General features: G+C 69.1%; 13 protein-coding genes. 4 read left to right on the forward strand and 9 right to left on the reverse strand.

What is annotated here, in order from left to right:
- Positions 1-58: 58 nt before the first annotated feature.
- A complete protein-coding gene (locus tag ACT2CW_RS32045) occupies positions 59-643 on the reverse strand; it encodes a hypothetical protein (RefSeq protein WP_182471204.1) in 585 nt (194 codons plus the stop codon).
- A gap of 42 nt (positions 644-685) precedes the next feature.
- On the opposite strand from ACT2CW_RS32045, the gene ACT2CW_RS32050 reads away from it, so the two are divergent.
- The 3 genes from ACT2CW_RS32050 (at position 686) to ACT2CW_RS32060 (ending at position 3,982) form a co-directional block, all read left to right on the forward strand.
- Positions 686-1,399: a response regulator transcription factor gene (locus ACT2CW_RS32050; RefSeq protein WP_166484232.1), complete on the forward strand. Its 714-nt coding sequence runs from the start codon at positions 686-688 to the stop codon at positions 1,397-1,399.
- A complete protein-coding gene (locus ACT2CW_RS32055) occupies positions 1,396-2,790 on the forward strand; it encodes a sensor histidine kinase (RefSeq protein WP_445519140.1) in 1,395 nt (464 codons plus the stop codon). Before ACT2CW_RS32050 ends, ACT2CW_RS32055 begins: the two co-directional genes overlap by 4 nt.
- A gap of 139 nt (positions 2,791-2,929) precedes the next feature.
- Entirely contained in the window at positions 2,930-3,982 is a 1,053-nt protein-coding gene (locus ACT2CW_RS32060; RefSeq protein ID WP_182471203.1) for a chitinase, read from the forward strand.
- A 378-nt stretch (positions 3,983-4,360) separates the two neighbouring features.
- Here the strand turns inward: ACT2CW_RS32060 and qcrB are convergent, their stop codons facing one another.
- From qcrB to ACT2CW_RS32085, 5 genes are all read right to left on the reverse strand, one after another.
- A complete protein-coding gene (qcrB, locus tag ACT2CW_RS32065) occupies positions 4,361-6,043 on the reverse strand; it encodes a cytochrome bc1 complex cytochrome b subunit (protein WP_164435004.1) in 1,683 nt (560 codons plus the stop codon).
- Positions 6,044-6,224: 181 nt separating this feature from the next.
- Complete coding sequence (locus ACT2CW_RS32070) at positions 6,225-7,631, reverse strand: GH1 family beta-glucosidase (protein ID WP_138915512.1); 1,407 nt, start codon at positions 7,629-7,631, stop codon at positions 6,225-6,227.
- A gap of 81 nt (positions 7,632-7,712) precedes the next feature.
- Positions 7,713-8,627, reverse strand: coding sequence for a carbohydrate ABC transporter permease (locus tag ACT2CW_RS32075; protein ID WP_445519141.1), 915 nt, complete (start codon positions 8,625-8,627; stop codon positions 7,713-7,715).
- A gap of 17 nt (positions 8,628-8,644) precedes the next feature.
- Positions 8,645-9,670: a carbohydrate ABC transporter permease gene (locus tag ACT2CW_RS32080; protein ID WP_037953127.1), complete on the reverse strand. Its 1,026-nt coding sequence runs from the start codon at positions 9,668-9,670 to the stop codon at positions 8,645-8,647.
- Between the two features lie 7 nt (positions 9,671-9,677).
- Complete coding sequence (locus ACT2CW_RS32085; protein ID WP_164434999.1) at positions 9,678-11,012, reverse strand: ABC transporter substrate-binding protein; 1,335 nt, start codon at positions 11,010-11,012, stop codon at positions 9,678-9,680.
- A 279-nt stretch (positions 11,013-11,291) separates the two neighbouring features.
- Here ACT2CW_RS32085 and ACT2CW_RS32090 point away from each other — a divergent pair, with 279 nt between their 5' ends.
- A complete protein-coding gene (locus tag ACT2CW_RS32090) occupies positions 11,292-12,338 on the forward strand; it encodes a LacI family DNA-binding transcriptional regulator (protein ID WP_445519142.1) in 1,047 nt (348 codons plus the stop codon).
- Between the two features lie 132 nt (positions 12,339-12,470).
- Here ACT2CW_RS32090 and ACT2CW_RS32095 read toward each other — a convergent pair whose 3' ends face one another.
- From ACT2CW_RS32095 to ACT2CW_RS32105, 3 genes are all read right to left on the reverse strand, one after another.
- Positions 12,471-12,836: a hypothetical protein gene (locus ACT2CW_RS32095; protein WP_445519143.1), complete on the reverse strand. Its 366-nt coding sequence runs from the start codon at positions 12,834-12,836 to the stop codon at positions 12,471-12,473.
- A 145-nt stretch (positions 12,837-12,981) separates the two neighbouring features.
- Entirely contained in the window at positions 12,982-14,349 is a 1,368-nt protein-coding gene (locus ACT2CW_RS32100; protein WP_445519144.1) for a glycoside hydrolase family 6 protein, read from the reverse strand.
- Entirely contained in the window at positions 14,346-15,527 is a 1,182-nt protein-coding gene (locus ACT2CW_RS32105) for a glycoside hydrolase family 5 protein (RefSeq protein WP_445519145.1), read from the reverse strand. Before ACT2CW_RS32105 ends, ACT2CW_RS32100 begins: the two co-directional genes overlap by 4 nt.
- Positions 15,528-15,712 lie beyond the last annotated feature (185 nt).

Genomic DNA, 15,712 nt, shown 5'->3' on the forward strand with positions numbered 1-15,712 from the left:
GAAGGGGCGGGGAGGGGAAAGCAGCCCGCCGCAGGCGTACGCGTACCGACAGACACCCCTAGTGCTCGTCGATGCGAACCTGTGGCGGCCCGTCATGCCACGTGCAGAAGATGGTCGTCGTGTCGGCCCCCGAGACGAAGTCCACCCGGATCCACTCACTCTGCTTCCACACCTGCATCTGCCACCCGCCATCCGGCGTCGCCGACACCAGATCCGCCGACGCCGCCCGGATGTCGAAAACCGCCCGCCCGCCCTTGGCCGGATAGCTGCGCACCTCCCCGCTCTCCTCCGGCCGCGCCGACTCCTTCCGGGACGGCGTCTGCGTCGGCTTCCGGGTGCGCCCGGCCGAACCGGACTCCTTGCCTTTGTCCCCGCCGGACCCCGCGTCCGTCCCGGGAGGCGAGGCCGAGGACGGCGAGGACGGCGAGGACGGTGAAGTGGCCGAGGGGGACGGCGGTTTGGGCCGATGCGTGGAGGAGGACCAGGCCCCGTTCGCCGACCCCGAGCCGTCCGTGATCGGCAGCGCGCGCGGCGGGTCGTAGGCCGTACCGGTCAGCACCGTTCGCACGCCGTACCACGACAGCGTGACCGCGGCGCCGGTCGCCAGCACCCAGGCCAGACATTGGACCAGACCTCTTTGCATCTTCCTCATCTTGCCTCACCCGAATGGCGTACGGTGCCGCTCATGGCAAGTGTGCTTGTGGTCGAGGACGACCAGTTCGTGCGCTCAGCCCTCATACGGCAGTTGACCGAGGCGTCCCATACCGTGCGCAGCGTCGGCACCGCCCTGGAGGCGTTGCGCGAGGTGGCGCAGATCGGATTCGACGTCGTCATCCTGGACCTCGGCCTGCCCGACCTGGACGGGGCGGAGGCGCTCAAGATGCTGCGTGGCATCACCGATGTGCCGGTCATCGTGGCCACCGCCCGCGACGACGAGGGTGAGATCGTCCGCCTGCTCAACGACGGCGCCGACGACTACCTGGTCAAACCGTTCTCCGTGGCCCATCTCTCCGCCCGGATGACCGCCGTCCTGCGCCGCGCTCGCGGCGGCGGGCCGGGCGAGCCGGGCGGCGCGGCGGCGCCCCCGGCGGTGCTCCGGGTCGGCGGGTTGGCCGTCGATCCGCTGCGCCGCCAGGCCCAGTTGGACGGGGTGACGCTCGATCTGACCCGGCGCGAGTTCGACCTGCTGGCCTATCTCGCCGGGCGGCCCGGTGTCGTGGTGCCGCGCCGGGAGCTTCTCGCCGAGGTCTGGCGGCAGGCGTACGGGGACGACCAGACCATAGACGTCCATCTCTCCTGGCTGCGCCGCAAGCTGGGCGAGACCGCCGCCCGGCCGCGCTATCTCCACACGCTGCGCGGGGTCGGCGTCAAACTGGAGCCCCCGGCGGAGCACACGTGAGATGGGCCCTGGTCAAGGTCTGTCTGGCGGTCACGGCGATGGTCGTGGTCGCCTTCGCCGTACCGCTCGGACTCGTCGTCAAGGAGCTGGCCCGGGACCGGGCGTTCGCCGACGCCGAGCGGCAGGCCGCCACCATCGGCCCGGCGCTCGCCATCACCACCGAGCGGGCGCGGCTCCAGCGCGCTGTCGCCAGCACCCAGGCGGGCGGGGACGGCCGGATGGCGGTGCATGTCCCCGATGAGCCGGGGGACCGGGGGAGCGGCTACGACCTGGGCAAGAGCCATGCGCCCAAGGGCGAGCTGGCCATCGCGCGGCGGCTCGGCCGCGCCTCGGTGTCCGGCGCCCCCGGGGGCTACGCACTGCTCCAGCCGACCGCGCTGAGCAGCGGTCAGGTCGCGGTCGTCGAGGTGTATGTCCCGCGTGGCGTGGTCACCAGCGGGGTCACCACGTCCTGGCTGGTGCTCGCGGCTGTCGGCCTGGCGCTGATCGTCGGCGCGGTGGCCATCGCCGACCGGCTCGGCACCCGGCTGGTGCGCCCCGCGGGGCGGCTCGCGGAGGCCGCGCACGACCTGGGCCGGGGCGAGCTCGGGGTGCGCGTCCCTGAGGACGGCCCGGCCGAACTCCGGGCGGCCGCCGCCGCGTTCAACTCCATGGCCGACCAGGTGGTCCAGCTCCTGGCCGGCGAGCGCGAGCTGGCCGCCGACCTCTCCCACCGGCTCCGCACCCCCCTCACCGTGCTGCGCCTCAACGCCGCCTCGCTGGGCGAGGGACCGGCGGCCGACCAGACCCGCGCCGCCGTCGCCCAACTGGAGGGCGAGGTCGACCAGATCATCCGCACCGCGCGCCAGCAGAAGACCCACACCCCCTCCGGCTGTGACGCCTCCGAGGTGATCCGGGAGCGGATGGAGTTCTGGTCCGCGCTCGCCGAGGACGAGGACCGTACGGTGCGGCTGGCCGGGGTCGAGCGCACCGTAAGGGTGCCGGTCGCCCGCCCCGAACTGGGCGCCGCGCTGGACGCCCTGCTCGGCAATGTCTTCCGGCACACGCCCGAGGGCACGGCGCTCGCGGTCGATGTCCACAACGGCGAGGACAGCGTGATCATCCTGGTCTCGGACGCGGGCCCGGGCATCGCGGACCCGGACGCGGCGCTGCGCCGGGGTCATGGCGACGGCGGCCCCGGCTCGACCGGCCTCGGCCTGGACATCGTGCGCCGGGTCGCGGAGTCCACGGGCGGCGATCTGCGGATCGGGCGGTCCGTGCTGGGCGGCACCGAGGTACGGGTGTGGCTCTCGCTGAACGGCGCCGGCTCCGCCGACCCGGGGCAGCGGCGGCGCGGCCGTAAGAAGAGGACCCGGGGCCGCGGCAGGGCCAAGGAGGCCGCGGAGCATTAATCGCCGCCGATGGGTTCCTTAAGACAGCCATAAGATCCGTGGCCCGTGCACGGATCCTGCCGTTTGTCCGACTTCCCCTCGCTAGCGTGTCGCCCGCACCACCAACCCCCCACATCCGTACAGCGAAGGCAGGCACCTGATGAGCAGTACGCACCGTCGCAAGGCGAGCCGGACCACCAAGGTGATCGGCGCGACCGCCGCCGCCATCGTGGCCGGCGGCACGGCGTTCGCGCTCAGCGGGGCGGCGAACGCGGGAACCGTCTCCGAGAAGACCTCCGCCTCCGAGAAGCCCGCCGCGGCGGCGGGCGGCTTCGCCCCGTACATCGACACCTCGCTCTACCCCGCCTACGACATGGTGGGCACCGCCGACAAGACCGGCGTCAAGGAGTTCAACCTCGCCTTCATCACCTCCGGCGGCGGCTGTACCCCCAAGTGGGGCGGCGTCACCGAGGTCGGTGACAACGAGGTGGCCAAGCAGACCGAGGCGCTGCGCGCGAAGGGCGGCGACGTCCGGGTCTCCTTCGGCGGCGCCTCCGGCTCCGAGCTGGGCCTGGCCTGCACCTCGGCGGACGAGCTCGCCGCGGCCTACGGCAAGGTCGTGGACGCCCTCAAGCTCACCAAGGTCGACTTCGACATCGAGGGCAGCGCGCTCCCGAACAAGGAGGCCAACACCCGCCGCGCCCAGGCGATAGCCAAGCTCCAGCAGCAGCATTCGGACCTGGACGTCTCCTTCACCCTGCCGGTGCTGCCGACCGGCCTCACCCAGGACGGTGTCGACCTCGTCGCCGACGCCAAGAAGAACGGCGTGAAGGTCTCCGCCGTCAACATCATGGCGATGGACTACGGCGCGTCCTTCGACGACGACATGGGCCAGTACGCGATCGACGCCGCCACCGCGACGCAGGGCCAGATCAAGGACGCGCTCGGGCTGAGCGACGACGAGGCGTGGAAGACCGTGGCGGTCACCCCGATGATCGGCGTCAACGACGTCAAGAACGAGATATTCAAGGTCGACGACGCCTCCCAGCTGGTGGAGTTCGCCAAGTCCAAGGGCCTGGCGTGGCTGTCGATGTGGTCCGCGACCCGCGACAAGCAGTGCCCCAGCCCGCAGGACACCGCGTCGCCGACCTGTAGCTCGATCGACCAGGAAGAGCTCGCGTTCACCAAGGCATTCGGCGCCTTCAACGGCTGACGGCGACGCAGCCGCGTAAAGCCCCGCATTCGCCACCCCCCACGGAAACCCCCCACACGGCGGGGCGCGGAAGGAATCCCCCACCCACCGCGCCCCGCCGTTTCCGCCGCCTTGGCGCTCTGCGGGATGTCCGGCGGCCCGATGCTTTCCCCTACCCGCCCCTTCCCGCAACTGGGGCTCCGCCCCAGACCCCGCTCCTCAATCTCCCCCAGCTACCGCTGGGAGGTGCCCCCTGGAGGGGCTGATTTCAGCCCGTCCGGCGATTGAGGACACGCCCGAAGGGCGTCCCGGGGTCCAGGGGCGAAGCCCCTGGTAACGGGAAGGGGCGGGTAGGGGAAAGCAGCCCGCCGCAGGCGTACGCGTACCGTCGGACACCCCCTACGGCCGCTGCGGTTCCTCCGCCCGCTCCTCCGCCCCATGCGCCTCGTGCTCCGCCACCTGCTCCTCCGTAACCTTGGCAACCTGCCCATCGCGCCCGAAGTAGCTCCGGGACAGCGAGACCCGCAGCCGCTCCTTGAAGGAGAGCTTCCGGGCGACCCCGGCCTCGTCGACCGACGGCGGCAGCTCCAGCGGCAGATACTGCTCATACGCGGTCAGCGTGTACTTCTCCCCGGGCGAGAGCGGTTCGTGCACCTCGACGTACTCGCCGTGCGGCAGCCGCTGAATGGTGCCGGTCTCGCGCCCGTGCAACAGCTTCTGCCGGTCCTTGTGCTGGAGGCCCAGACAGATCCGCTTGGTGATCACGAAGACCACGACCGGCACCACGAAGAAGCCGATCCGGCAGGTCCAGGTGATCGCGTTGATCGACAGCTGGAAGTGGGTGGCGATGAGGTCATTGCCGCCACCCGCCAGCAGCACCGCGTAGAGGGCGGCCCAGGCCGCACCGAAGGCGGTGCGGGTCGGGGCGTTGCGTGGGCGCTCGTTGAAATGGTGCTCGCGCCGGTCCCCGGTGATCCACGCCTCCAGGAACGGATAGAGCCAGATGACCAGCAGCACCGTGGGGAAGACCAGGAACGGGATCAGCACCCCGAGCACCAGCGTGTGGCCCCAGAGATTGATCTCCCAGCCCGGCATCAGCCGGATCAGCCCTTCGGAATAGCCCATGTACCAGTCGGGCTGGGCGTCGGTGGACACCTGGTCGGGCCGGTAGGGGCCGTAGGACCACACCGGATTGATCTGGGCGATGGCCGACATCAGCGTGGTGACGGCGAAGACCAGGAAGAAGAAGCCGCCCGACTTGGCCACATAGACCGGCCAAAAGGGCGGCCCCACGATATTCATGTTCTTCTTTCCGGGCCCCGGGTGATGGGTGTGCTTGTGATAAACGAGCAGGATCATATGGAGCGCCAGCAGCCCGAGCATGATGCCCGGAATGAGCAGCACATGCACGGTGAACAGCCGTGGCACGACCGCCGTTCCCGGGAATTGGCCGTCGAAGAAGAAGAACGACAAATAGGTGCCGACGATCGGGATGGACAGGATCGCGCCCTCCACGAAGCGCAGACCGGTGCCCGACAGCAGATCGTCGGGCAGCGAATAGCCCATGAAGCCGTCGAACATCCCGAGAATCAGCAGACCGGCGCCGGACAGCCAGTTGATCTCGCGCGGTTTGCGGAAGACCCCGTTGAAGAACGTCCGCATCATATGGACGATCATGCTGGCGATGAAGACGATCGCCGCCCAGTGGTGTACCTGCCGCATCAGCAGTCCGCCGCGCACATCGAAGCTGATGTCCAGCGTGGACGCGTATGCCTGCGACATGCGGATGCCGTTCAGCGGCGTCCACCGGCCGTCGTAGACCACCTCATTCATCGCCGGTTTGAAGAACAGGGTCAGATAGACGCCGGTCAGAATGATGATGACGAACGTATAGAGGGCGATCTCACCGATCAGAAAGGACCAGTGGTCGGGGAAGACCTTACGCAGATTGGCCTTGGCCATCGTGAAGAGGCCCACCCGGCCGTCGAACCAGCCGGCGAGGGCCTCGCCTTTTCCGGCGGGCGCGCGCCGACCGGATGGCTCATCGCGGAACCTCTGCCGGCGCTCCGGAAATGCTCTCATGTCTCAATGGGTTTACCAGGCATTCTCACGCGGTGACGGTGTCCTTCCGCCGGGTGGATCAGGGCGTAACCCCATTGAAGGAAGAACGCCCCGGCCGGCTTGCGCCCGGCTGCCCGCCTCCGCCGCCATCCCCGGCGCCGCCCGCCCCCCAGCGGGCGGTGCCGTGGACTTAAGGCCCCGGTCAGGCCGCCGGAAGCTCTCCGGTGCGGGCCACCCGGGCGTACCAGCGGGCGCTGGACTTCGGTACCCGCGCCTGCGTCGGATAGTCGACGTAGACCGCGCCGAAGCGCTTGCTGTAGCCGTACGCCCATTCGAAGTTGTCCATCAGCGACCAGAGGAAGTAGCCGCGCAGATCGGCGCCGTCCGCGATGGCCTGGTGGGCCACGGCCAGATGGGCCTGGAGGTAGTCGATCCGCCGCGGGTCGTGGACCGCGCCCTCCGCGTCCGGTTTGTCGTCGAACGCGGCGCCGTTCTCGGTGATGTACAGCGGTACGCCCGGCGCCTCACGGCTGTAGCGCATCAGCAGGTCGTGCAGCCCGGTCGGGTCGATGGTCCAGCCCATCTCGGTGCGCTCGCCCGGGGTCTGGTGGAACGCCACCCGCTCCGAGCCCGGCCACGGGGAGTGGGCGCTGGCTCCGTGGCCGTCGTGGCGGGCGGGCGAGCCGTCGTTGTCGGTGGCGGCTGATACCAATGACGGTGTGTAGTAATTGATGCCCAGCGCGTCCAGGGGGTGCTTGATGACGGCCAGATCGCCATCGCGGACGAACGACCAGTCGGTGATCGAGGCGGTGTCCTTGATCAGGTCGCTGGGGTACGCACCGCGCAGCAGCGGCCCGGTGAAGACGCGATTGGCCAGCGCGTCGATACGCCGCGCCGCGTCCTGGTCCTCGGGCTTGTCGCTGAGCGGCCGGACCACGGCCGGGTTGAGGCTGATGGCGAGCTGGGCGCGGGCGGGGAGCGCGGCGCGCAGCGCCTGGGCGCCCAGGCCATGGGCGAGGTTCAGATGGTGAGCGGCGCGCAGCGGGGCCAGCCGCTCGGTGCGGCCCGGGGCGTGCACCCCCGAGCCATAGCCCAGGAAGGCGCTGCACCACGGCTCGTTGAGGGTGGTCCAGAACTCGACGCGGTCGCCCAGCGCCCCCGCCACGATGCCCGCGTACTCGGCGAACCGCTCGGCGGTCTCGCGCTCCGGCCATCCGCCCGCGTTCTCCAGCTCCTGGGGCAGGTCCCAGTGGTAGAGGGTGACCACCGGCTGGATGCCCGCGCCCAGCAGCTCGTCCACCAGCGAGCGGTAGAAGTCGAGCCCGCGCTGCACGGCCGGCCCCCGGCCGGTCGGCTGCACCCGTGACCAGGACACCGAGAAGCGGTACGCCCCCAGGTTCAGCTCCGCCATCAGCCGGACGTCCTCGCGGAAGCGGTGGTAGTGGTCCACCGCCACATCACCGGTGTCACCGGCGAGCACCTTGCCGGGGGTGTGGCTGAAGGTGTCCCAGATGGAGGGGGTGCGGCCGTCCTCCTGGGCGGCGCCCTCGACCTGATAGGCGGCCGAGGCCGCGCCCCACAGGAATCCGGGCGGGAAGGTAAGAGTCATGGAAGCGCTCCCATTCGAGGTCGTGGGGAGGGGAAACGGGGCGGAACGGGGAGGGAGGACGGAGTGGTGGTGGCGGGCCGCTCAGCCCTTGACCGCGCCCTGCATGATGCCGCCCACGATCTGCTTGCCGAAGAGGACGAAGGCGATCAGCAGCGGCAGGGTGCCCAGCAGCGCCCCCGCCATGATCAGAGATTGATCCGGGGTGTATCCCCGGCTCAGACCGGTCAGTCCCACCTGCATGGTCGGGTTGCCGTTCTGGGTGAGCGCGATGAACGGCCAGAAGAAGTCGTTCCACGATTGGACGAAGGTGAGCATCCCCAGCACCGCCATCGCCGGACGCGCTGCCGGGAAGACCACATGCCAGATGATCCGCAGGCTGCTGGCGCCGTCCATCCGCGCCGCCTCGATCAGCTCGGTCGGCAGCGCCTGGGAGAGGTACTGCCGCATGAAGAAGACCCCGAAGGCGCTGACGAGCGTCGGCACGATGACCGCCTGGAGCTGGTCGGTCCACTCCAGCTTGGCCACCATCATGTACAGCGGCACCACGCTGAGCTGGGGCGGCACCATCATCGTCCCGATGGTGAGCATCAGCAGGATGTTCTTGAAACGGAAGCGCAGCTTGGCGAAGGCGAAGCCCGCGATGGTCGAGAACAGCACGGTCGACGCCGCGACCGTGCCCGCCACCACCGTCGTGTTGAGCAGCGCGGTGCCCATGTTGGCGCCGTTCCACGCCTTGTCCAGGTTGTTGAAGAGGTTGCCGCCGAACCACAGGGGAGGGGGTGTCTGGGCCAGCCGGGTGTTGGTGCGGGAGGCGGCGATGGCGGTCCACACCAGCGGGAAGAGCGAGCCGATGGTGAACAGGATCAGCACGGCGTAGGTGATCTTGCCCCCGTGCAGCTGCCTGCCCGCTCGGCCGCGGCCCTTCTCACCCCGCGGAGTGGTGGGCGCGGGAGCTGCCGGATCGAGTGGCTGCCGGGAAGAGACAGTGACGCTCATGGTTCTCCTCGTCTCCCTCACTGGCTCTTTCGCAGCCGCCGCGCGAACAGCGCGTTGGCCGCGGCGATCAGCAGCAGGATCAGGAACATCGTCCAGGCGATGGCGGAGGCCCGGCCGAGGTGCAGGTTCACCCAGCCCTGCTCGTACATGTACAGGCCGAGCGTCTGGTACTGGTGATCGGCGCCGCCGGTGGCCGTCCCCGCGGTGTTGAACAGCAGCGGCTCACCGAAGAGCTGGGTGGCCCCGATCGTGGAGACGACGACCGTGAAGAGGATGGTGGGCCGCAGCGACGGGACGGTGACATGCAGGAACTGCTTCCAGCGCGAGGCCCCGTCCAGCGCCGCCGACTCGTACAGATCGTTCGGCACGGCCTGCATGGCGGCCAGGTAGATCAGCGCGTTGTAGCCGGTCCACCGCCAGATGACGATCGTGGAGACCGCGATCTGCGAGGTCCAGGTGCCGTTCTGCCAGTCGATGCCGTCCAGTCCGACCAGCCCAAGGGACCAGTTGACCATGCCGTAGTCATGCCCGAAGAGCAGCGCGAACACCAGCGTGGCGGCGGCGACGGAGGTGGCGTACGGGGTGAGGATCGCCACCCGGAAGAACATCGAGGCGCGCAGCCGGTAGTTGAGCAGATGCGCGATCCCGAGGGCCATCATCAGCTGGGGAACGGTGGAGATCACCCCGATGGTGAAGGTGTTCCGCAGCGCTTTCCAGAAGAACTCGTCTTCCCACAGCCGGGAGTAGTTGTGCCACCCCGCCCACTCCATATGGGTGGGGCTGGTGAGCTCCACCTGGTGCAGCGAGGCCCACCCGGTGTAGAGCAGCGGGAAGAGACCGAAGGCGGCGAAGAAGACGAAGAAGGGGGCGACGAAGGCGTACGGGCTCCATCGCACATCCCAGCGGTAGCGGCGGCTGCGCCGGTCGCGACGCCGCTGCTCGGCCGGGTCGGGCGCCGGCGCGGTCGCGGCGCGCGGGGCCGCGCCCCCCTGCCCTGCGGGGGGCGCGGCCGTATCAGGGGTAAAACCGGAAGGTGCGGTCATGTCCGGGTCACTGATCCAGCGCGTTGTCGTTCGTCTTGATCGCGGCCTTCCAGCCTTCGGCGGCGGACTTGCCCTGCTGCTCGACCTGGAGCAGGCCGACATCGGTGAAGTTCTGCTTGATGATGGCGTCCTTCGGGCCCAGGACCTGCGTCGGACTGTCCTTCGCGGCCTGGGAGAAGATCTTGCCGATGGGCGCGTTGTTGAAGTAGGGGAGCTTGGCGTCGGCCACCTGGGGAAGGCTGTACGCGGCCTGGGCGCTGGGGAAGCTCGCCTGCTTCTCGAAGAGCTTGGCCTGCTGCTCGGGCGCGGTCAGCCAGGTGGCGAGCTTGACCGCCTCGTCCTTGTTCTTCGCCGCCTGCGGCACGGAGAGGAAGGAGCCGCCCCAGTTGGCGGGCTGGGGGGCGGCCGCGACGTCCCACTTGCCCTTGTACTTGTCCCCGGCGTACTCCTTGATCTGGCCGAGCATCCAGGCCGGGCAGGAGACGGTGGCGAACTTGCCGTTGGCGAGCGCCTGCTGCCAGGGCTTGGTGAACTCCTGGAGCTTGGCCGAGAGTTTGGACGCGGACGCGTCGGTCGCCAGCTTCCACGCCTTCTTGACGGCCGGACCGTCCTTGTAGATGGGCTTCCCGCTCTTGTCGTAGTAGACCTCCGAGCCGCCGGAGACCGCCGCGTTGAACAGTCCGCCGGCCGAGTCCAGGAACGCGGCTCCGCCCGGCGCCTTCTTCGCGTAGTCCTTGCCGGCCTCGAGGTACTTCTGCCAGTCGCCCGCCCAGAGCTTGGAGACCGCGTCCCGGTCGGCCGGGAGCCCGGCCTGCTGGAAGAGGTCCTTGCGGTAGCAGATCGCCATCGGGCCCACGTCCGTGCCGAGGCCGATCGTCTTTCCGTCCTTGGCGGTGGCCTGCGCCCACTTCCAGTCGAGGAAGTTTTCTTTTTTGACGCCGTCCGCCTTCGAAAGATCAACGAACTTGTCGGCCTGGGTGGTGGTGACCTCATTGATGTTGCCCACCTCGACCGCCTGGATGTCGGCGAGCCCGCTGCCCGAGCCGAGGTGGGTGAGCAGCTGTGGGTAGTAGTTCGAGGCCGGATCGATCACATTCTCTTCGATCTTGATATCGGGGTGCAGCTTTGTGTATTCGTCATAGAGCCCGGCCTGCTTGAAACCCATGACGCCGTACGTGCCGACGGTCACGACCGTCTTGCCCTTGCTGTCGCCGCCGCCGGACGAGCCGGCGGATCCGTCGTCGCCGTCATCGGCGCACCCGCTGAGCACCCCGGCTCCTAAAGCGGCGACGGCCGCGAGGACCACGGCTCTGCTGCGGTGACTACCAGTGTTCCTGCGCATTCCGTCCTCCTAGCGCCCCGCCCAACGGCTTCCGGCCAAAAGTGGTGATACATGGCTCTTTGAGATGCATCGAGTCGGGTGGGCATCGTGCGGGTTGTGTATGGCTCAGGTACGGTGGGAGCGCTCCCAGCTGTGATGTGTTGAAGGGTCGCGGCTCCCCGCTGGGGTGTCAAGGGAGTGCGCGAAACAACTTCCCGAAACCACACTGCTGTTGAATGTCCCCGCAGCCGCCCATTTGGGGGGTTGGAGCTGCTGGGCATGGACGGCTGGAGGCGCGATATGGCAGGAACGCGGCGGCATGGCGCGGGACGGGGACGGCCGACCCTCGAGGAGGTGGCGGCCCGCGCCGGAGTCGGCCGCGGCACCGTGTCCCGGGTGATCAACGGTTCGCCCCGGGTCAGCGACCGCACCCGCACGGCCGTCGAGCAGGCCGTCGCCGAACTCGGCTATGTGCCGAACCGGGTGGCCCGCGCCCTCGCCGCCAACCGTGCCGACGCCGTCGCCCTGGTCATCCCCGAGCCCGAGACCCGGGTCTTCGCCGAACCGTACTTCTCCGACATCATCCGCGGTGTCGGCGCCGAGCTCGCCGACACCGATCTCCAGCTGCTGCTCACCCTCATCCGCACCCCGAAGGAGCGGCAGCGGCTCGCGGACTACCTCTCCGCGCACCGGGTCGACGGGGTGCTGCTGGTCTCCGTCCACGCGGACGACCCGCTGCCGGATCTGCTGGAGCGGATCGAGATGCCCGCGGTGCTCAGCGGCCGCCGTTCGGCACATGAATCGGTCCCGTACGTCGACTCGGACAACACCGGCGGCGCCCAGTCCGCCGTGGAGCACCTCATCGGCCGCGGCCGCGAGACGGTCGCCACCATCACCGGCCCGCTGGACATGTATGTCGCGCAGTGCCGACTGGAGGGCTACCACGCCGCGGTCCGGGCGGCGGGCCGGGAGGTGGCGGCGGAGCTGGTGGCGTCCGCGGACTTCACCGAGGAGGGCGGCCGCCGGGCGATGCGTCAGCTGCTCGGCCAGCGCCCGGACCTGGACGGGGTCTTCGCCGCCTCGGACGTGATGGCCGCGGGCGCCCGTCAGGTGCTCCGCGAGAACGGGCGCCGCGTCCCGGACGATGTGGCGCTGGTCGGCTTCGAGGACTCGGCCGTCGCCCGCCATATGGACCCTCCGCTCACGAGCGTCCGGCAGGCCACGGAGGAGATGGGCCGGGCGATGGTGCGGGTGCTGCTGGAGGAGATCGCGGGACGCTCGGACCGCACGGCCAAGCGGCCACAGATGGTGCTGCCGACGCAGCTGGTGCGCAGGGAGTCCTCCTGAAGCGGCAATGGGTGTGGGGCCGGTGGACAGTGTCCACCGGCGCTTGCGGCGCTACCGGCGCCAACGCTGGCGTACAGGAGGCCAGGCCGATGCCCAGTTCCTGGCGTTGAGCATGGACCGCACCAAGACGCTCTACATACCGCTGAGGGCAATCATCAGAGCAACGACTGACAGCAGCGTGCCGACGACGTAACCGACGCCACCGGCCACCACCGCCTGGATACCCGTCAGGTGTCGGCGCATGACCAGATAGACCGCCAGCCCGACCACGCAACCGACCAGCACATGGAAAAGCGCCAACACCCAGCCGACGCACACGGCCACGGCAAGACACCCGGTGGCCAACAGCGCTGCCCTCGGGCTGAGGTCACGTCGAACAAGTGGATACACCACTGCGCCGGTGACCACCGCTATGACCGCGGTGACGATGTAAAACGTGATCACGACGAATGTCCCGTTCCCCGAGGGCAATTGGTTTACCGGCAACGACATCGGCATGTCTACACCAAGTGGCGCATTGGCGGCCCGCCGTCTCCAGACGCGCGGCTTGATACGCCGACGGGGCCGGCGGAGCGCGCGTGCGCGTCCACCGGCCCCGCATTTCAGGGGACGGGTCGTGCGGTTGCAGCGCCGGGTAGGCGGATTACAGCGCCGGGTAGGCGTTCTTCAGCAGCTCCTGGAACTGGGCCGAGAACCAGTGGCCCGACAGCGGAGCGTTCGGCAGCGCACCCGACATGTTGTTGCCGTTGCGCGGGTTGCCGGTGTACGTCGGGTCGCACATCCGGTCGAAGCCCTTGCCCTCGTCGTTCGGGATCTCGGAACTCGCCCCGTCCGACTCGCCCGGGGGCTTCATCCACACGTACGCGTCGATCCCGGCCGCGGGTGCCGCCTTGGGCCGCTCACCGAGCCCGGCTCCGGACTGGTTGCACCAGTTGCCGACGTGGATCCGGCGGTCGTAGCGCCCGCCGTTGACGTATGTGTCCACGTCCGTCTTCGCGCCGGGGCCGCTGGGCCGGGCTGAGCCGCCCCATCCGTTGCGGGAGGTGTCGATCAGCGCGCCGATGTTGCTCGGGAAGCCGACGTTGACCAGCTCCTGGCGGAACGCCTGGGCGTAGGAGAGCTCGTCCACGTACCGGTTCCAGTCCACCCACTTCGACTGGCGCACGGTGGTGCCGTTGACCGAGTCGTTGATGGTGAAGTTGTTCTCCTTCAGCGCGCTGAAGTTGGCCGTGTTGGTGATGATGCCGGCCACCTTGTCGACCGTGCTGCCCTCGGCCGTCGCCGCCTGCTTGATCACCTGTGCGGTGGGGTTGAAGTTGTCGTCCCAGCCGATCCAGCCGTGGTGCCCGGCGTCGATGTAGTTGTAGACGTTGCCGATCGAGCCCAGCTTGTTCAGGGCGTAGCCGACGCCCTTCACATAGTTGCCGTTCGCCTTCATCGTGTCGCACTCGGGCGTCGCGGTGGGCTTGCCGCCGGTGTTGGTGACCAGGTTGGGCAGCGAGTCGACCTCGATCGTGTTGACGATCCGCAGACTCGAGTTGGCGTACTTGGACTCGGAGAGGATCGCCGCGATCGGGTCGATGAACTGCGTCTTGTACTTGTCGATCTCGGTCGGGCCGAGCTCGCCGTTGGACGCCAGTGCCGAGCAGTCACGGCCGGGCAGGTCGTAGACCACCAACTGGACGACGGTCGGGCTGCCGCCCGACTGCTGGAGCGCCCGGTCGAGGTGGGCGCGCAGCCCCATCGCGCCGCCCGTGCCGTTGATCGCGGCGATCCGGTCCAGCCAGATGCCGGTCGGCTGGTTGGAGATCTTGCTGCCGCCGGGCTCGGCGGCGGCCTTCGCCGACCAGTCGGGGTTGACGTACACCTTGGCGCCCGAGTACGGGTTGTCGACCTTCGCGGCGGCCGCCCTGCCGCTGTCCACCTGGGCGGACGCCACGCCGGTCAGCGCCCCCATGGTCAGCGCGGAGGCGGCGAGCAGGGTGCCCGCCATTCGGATTCTGCGGCTCATTGCATTCCTTTCAAGTGATCGCGGAGTCCCACGCCGTAGTTGGTCGGCGTGCCGTTGTAATCGCTGATCAGGGACGGGCCCGAGGAACAGTCCCAGGTGTTCCAGGTCCACCCCAGATACGAGGCGCCCTTGGCGTCCAGCCAGGCCATGACCCGGTCGACATAGCCGTGGGAGCAGGTGTTCTCGCCGATCTCGCCCGCCACGAACGGGACCTGGGCGATGACCGGGGCCAGCTGTTCGTTGAAACAGCTCTCGCCGGCGCAGGTGTTGAAGTTGTAGGTGTGCCAGGCGGCGGCGAGATTGCCCGCCGGGTCGTTCGGCTTGTACGTCAGCCACTGGCGCAGATCGTTGGAGTAGGCGACCCCGGGGATCAGCACCAGGTTCCTGGCGCCGGTGGTCCGTACGGCGTTCAGCAGGGTCTGCATCCCGGCGACCTGGAAGTCGATCCCGGGGCAGCTCCCGCCGTCGCGCCAGCACTTCCACGCCGCCGTGAGGTCGGAGGTGGCGCGGTCCGGGAACGGCTCGTTGAACAGGTCGAAGACCACGGCCTGGTCGCCCTTGAAGGTCTGGGCGACCGAGGTCCAGAAGGCCGGGGTGTACTGCGCGTCCGGCATCGGCTTCTGGCAGGTGGCGTACTCGGTGTCGGCGCAGTGGCTGTCCCCGCCGGTGTATCTGCCGTGGCTCCAGTGGAGTTCGACGATGGGCGTGATGCCACGGGCCTCCAGCCGGGCGACGAGTGCCTTGACGGCCGCGATGTAGTTGGCCCCTCCGTAGGCCGCGTTGATATGGGAAAGGCCCAGCCAGCACTCCTCGTTGAGCGGGATCCGGACCGCGTTGACCTTCCAGTCGGCGATGGCCTTGACGGCCGCGTCGTCCACGGGGCCGTCGAAGATGCCACGCCCCTGGACGCACATGAACTCACCGCCGGAGCGGTTGACGCCCAGCAGCCGCCGGGTGGCTCCGTTCTCGTCGACGAGCTTGTTGCCGGCGGCGCGGAGCTTCGGTGGTGCCGCGTTGGGCACGGTCACCGCTGGGGCGGTCGCGGCCGAAGCGCTCGCGGCCGAAGCGGTCGTGGCCGGGCCGCTCGCCGCCGAGGCGGTGGCAGGCACCAAGGCGGTGCCTGCCACGGATAACACCGCGGAGGCCACCAAGGCATAAAGGCGCGGGGGTGCTCGCATGGAGCGACTCCTCGTGGTCCAAGCGCCGTTCGACGCGGCGCAGACTGCTGGAACCGCTCCCACTGGTTGAAGTGAAGGTAGCGCTCGACGGGCGCATGTCAACAGACCCCGTTCACGAATTATCGGTCGAGGGTGCCTGGCGACCCGCTGTTGTTCAAAGACTTGACACTTCTTCGGGCTGACAC

It is taken from the genome of Streptomyces sp. NEAU-174, from assembly GCF_052665095.1.

Excerpts from the sequence above, each read along its gene's own strand:
- ACT2CW_RS32045 (WP_182471204.1), bottom strand. The coding sequence starts at position 643 with ATGCAAAGAGGTCTGGTCCAATGTCTGGCCTGGGTGCTGGCGACCGGC.
- ACT2CW_RS32085 (WP_164434999.1), bottom strand. The coding sequence starts at position 11,012 with ATGCGCAGGAACACTGGTAGTCACCGCAGCAGAGCCGTGGTCCTCGCG.
- ACT2CW_RS32060 (WP_182471203.1), top strand. The coding sequence starts at position 2,930 with ATGAGCAGTACGCACCGTCGCAAGGCGAGCCGGACCACCAAGGTGATC.
- ACT2CW_RS32050 (WP_166484232.1), top strand. The coding sequence starts at position 686 with ATGGCAAGTGTGCTTGTGGTCGAGGACGACCAGTTCGTGCGCTCAGCC.
- ACT2CW_RS32080 (WP_037953127.1), bottom strand. The coding sequence starts at position 9,670 with ATGACCGCACCTTCCGGTTTTACCCCTGATACGGCCGCGCCCCCCGCA.
- ACT2CW_RS32070 (WP_138915512.1), bottom strand. The coding sequence starts at position 7,631 with ATGACTCTTACCTTCCCGCCCGGATTCCTGTGGGGCGCGGCCTCGGCC.
- ACT2CW_RS32075 (WP_445519141.1), bottom strand. The coding sequence starts at position 8,627 with ATGAGCGTCACTGTCTCTTCCCGGCAGCCACTCGATCCGGCAGCTCCC.
- qcrB (WP_164435004.1), bottom strand. The coding sequence starts at position 6,043 with ATGAGAGCATTTCCGGAGCGCCGGCAGAGGTTCCGCGATGAGCCATCC.
- ACT2CW_RS32105 (WP_445519145.1), bottom strand. The coding sequence starts at position 15,527 with ATGCGAGCACCCCCGCGCCTTTATGCCTTGGTGGCCTCCGCGGTGTTA.
- ACT2CW_RS32100 (WP_445519144.1), bottom strand. The coding sequence starts at position 14,349 with ATGAGCCGCAGAATCCGAATGGCGGGCACCCTGCTCGCCGCCTCCGCG.
- ACT2CW_RS32095 (WP_445519143.1), bottom strand. The coding sequence starts at position 12,836 with ATGCCGATGTCGTTGCCGGTAAACCAATTGCCCTCGGGGAACGGGACA.
- ACT2CW_RS32090 (WP_445519142.1), top strand. The coding sequence starts at position 11,292 with ATGGCAGGAACGCGGCGGCATGGCGCGGGACGGGGACGGCCGACCCTC.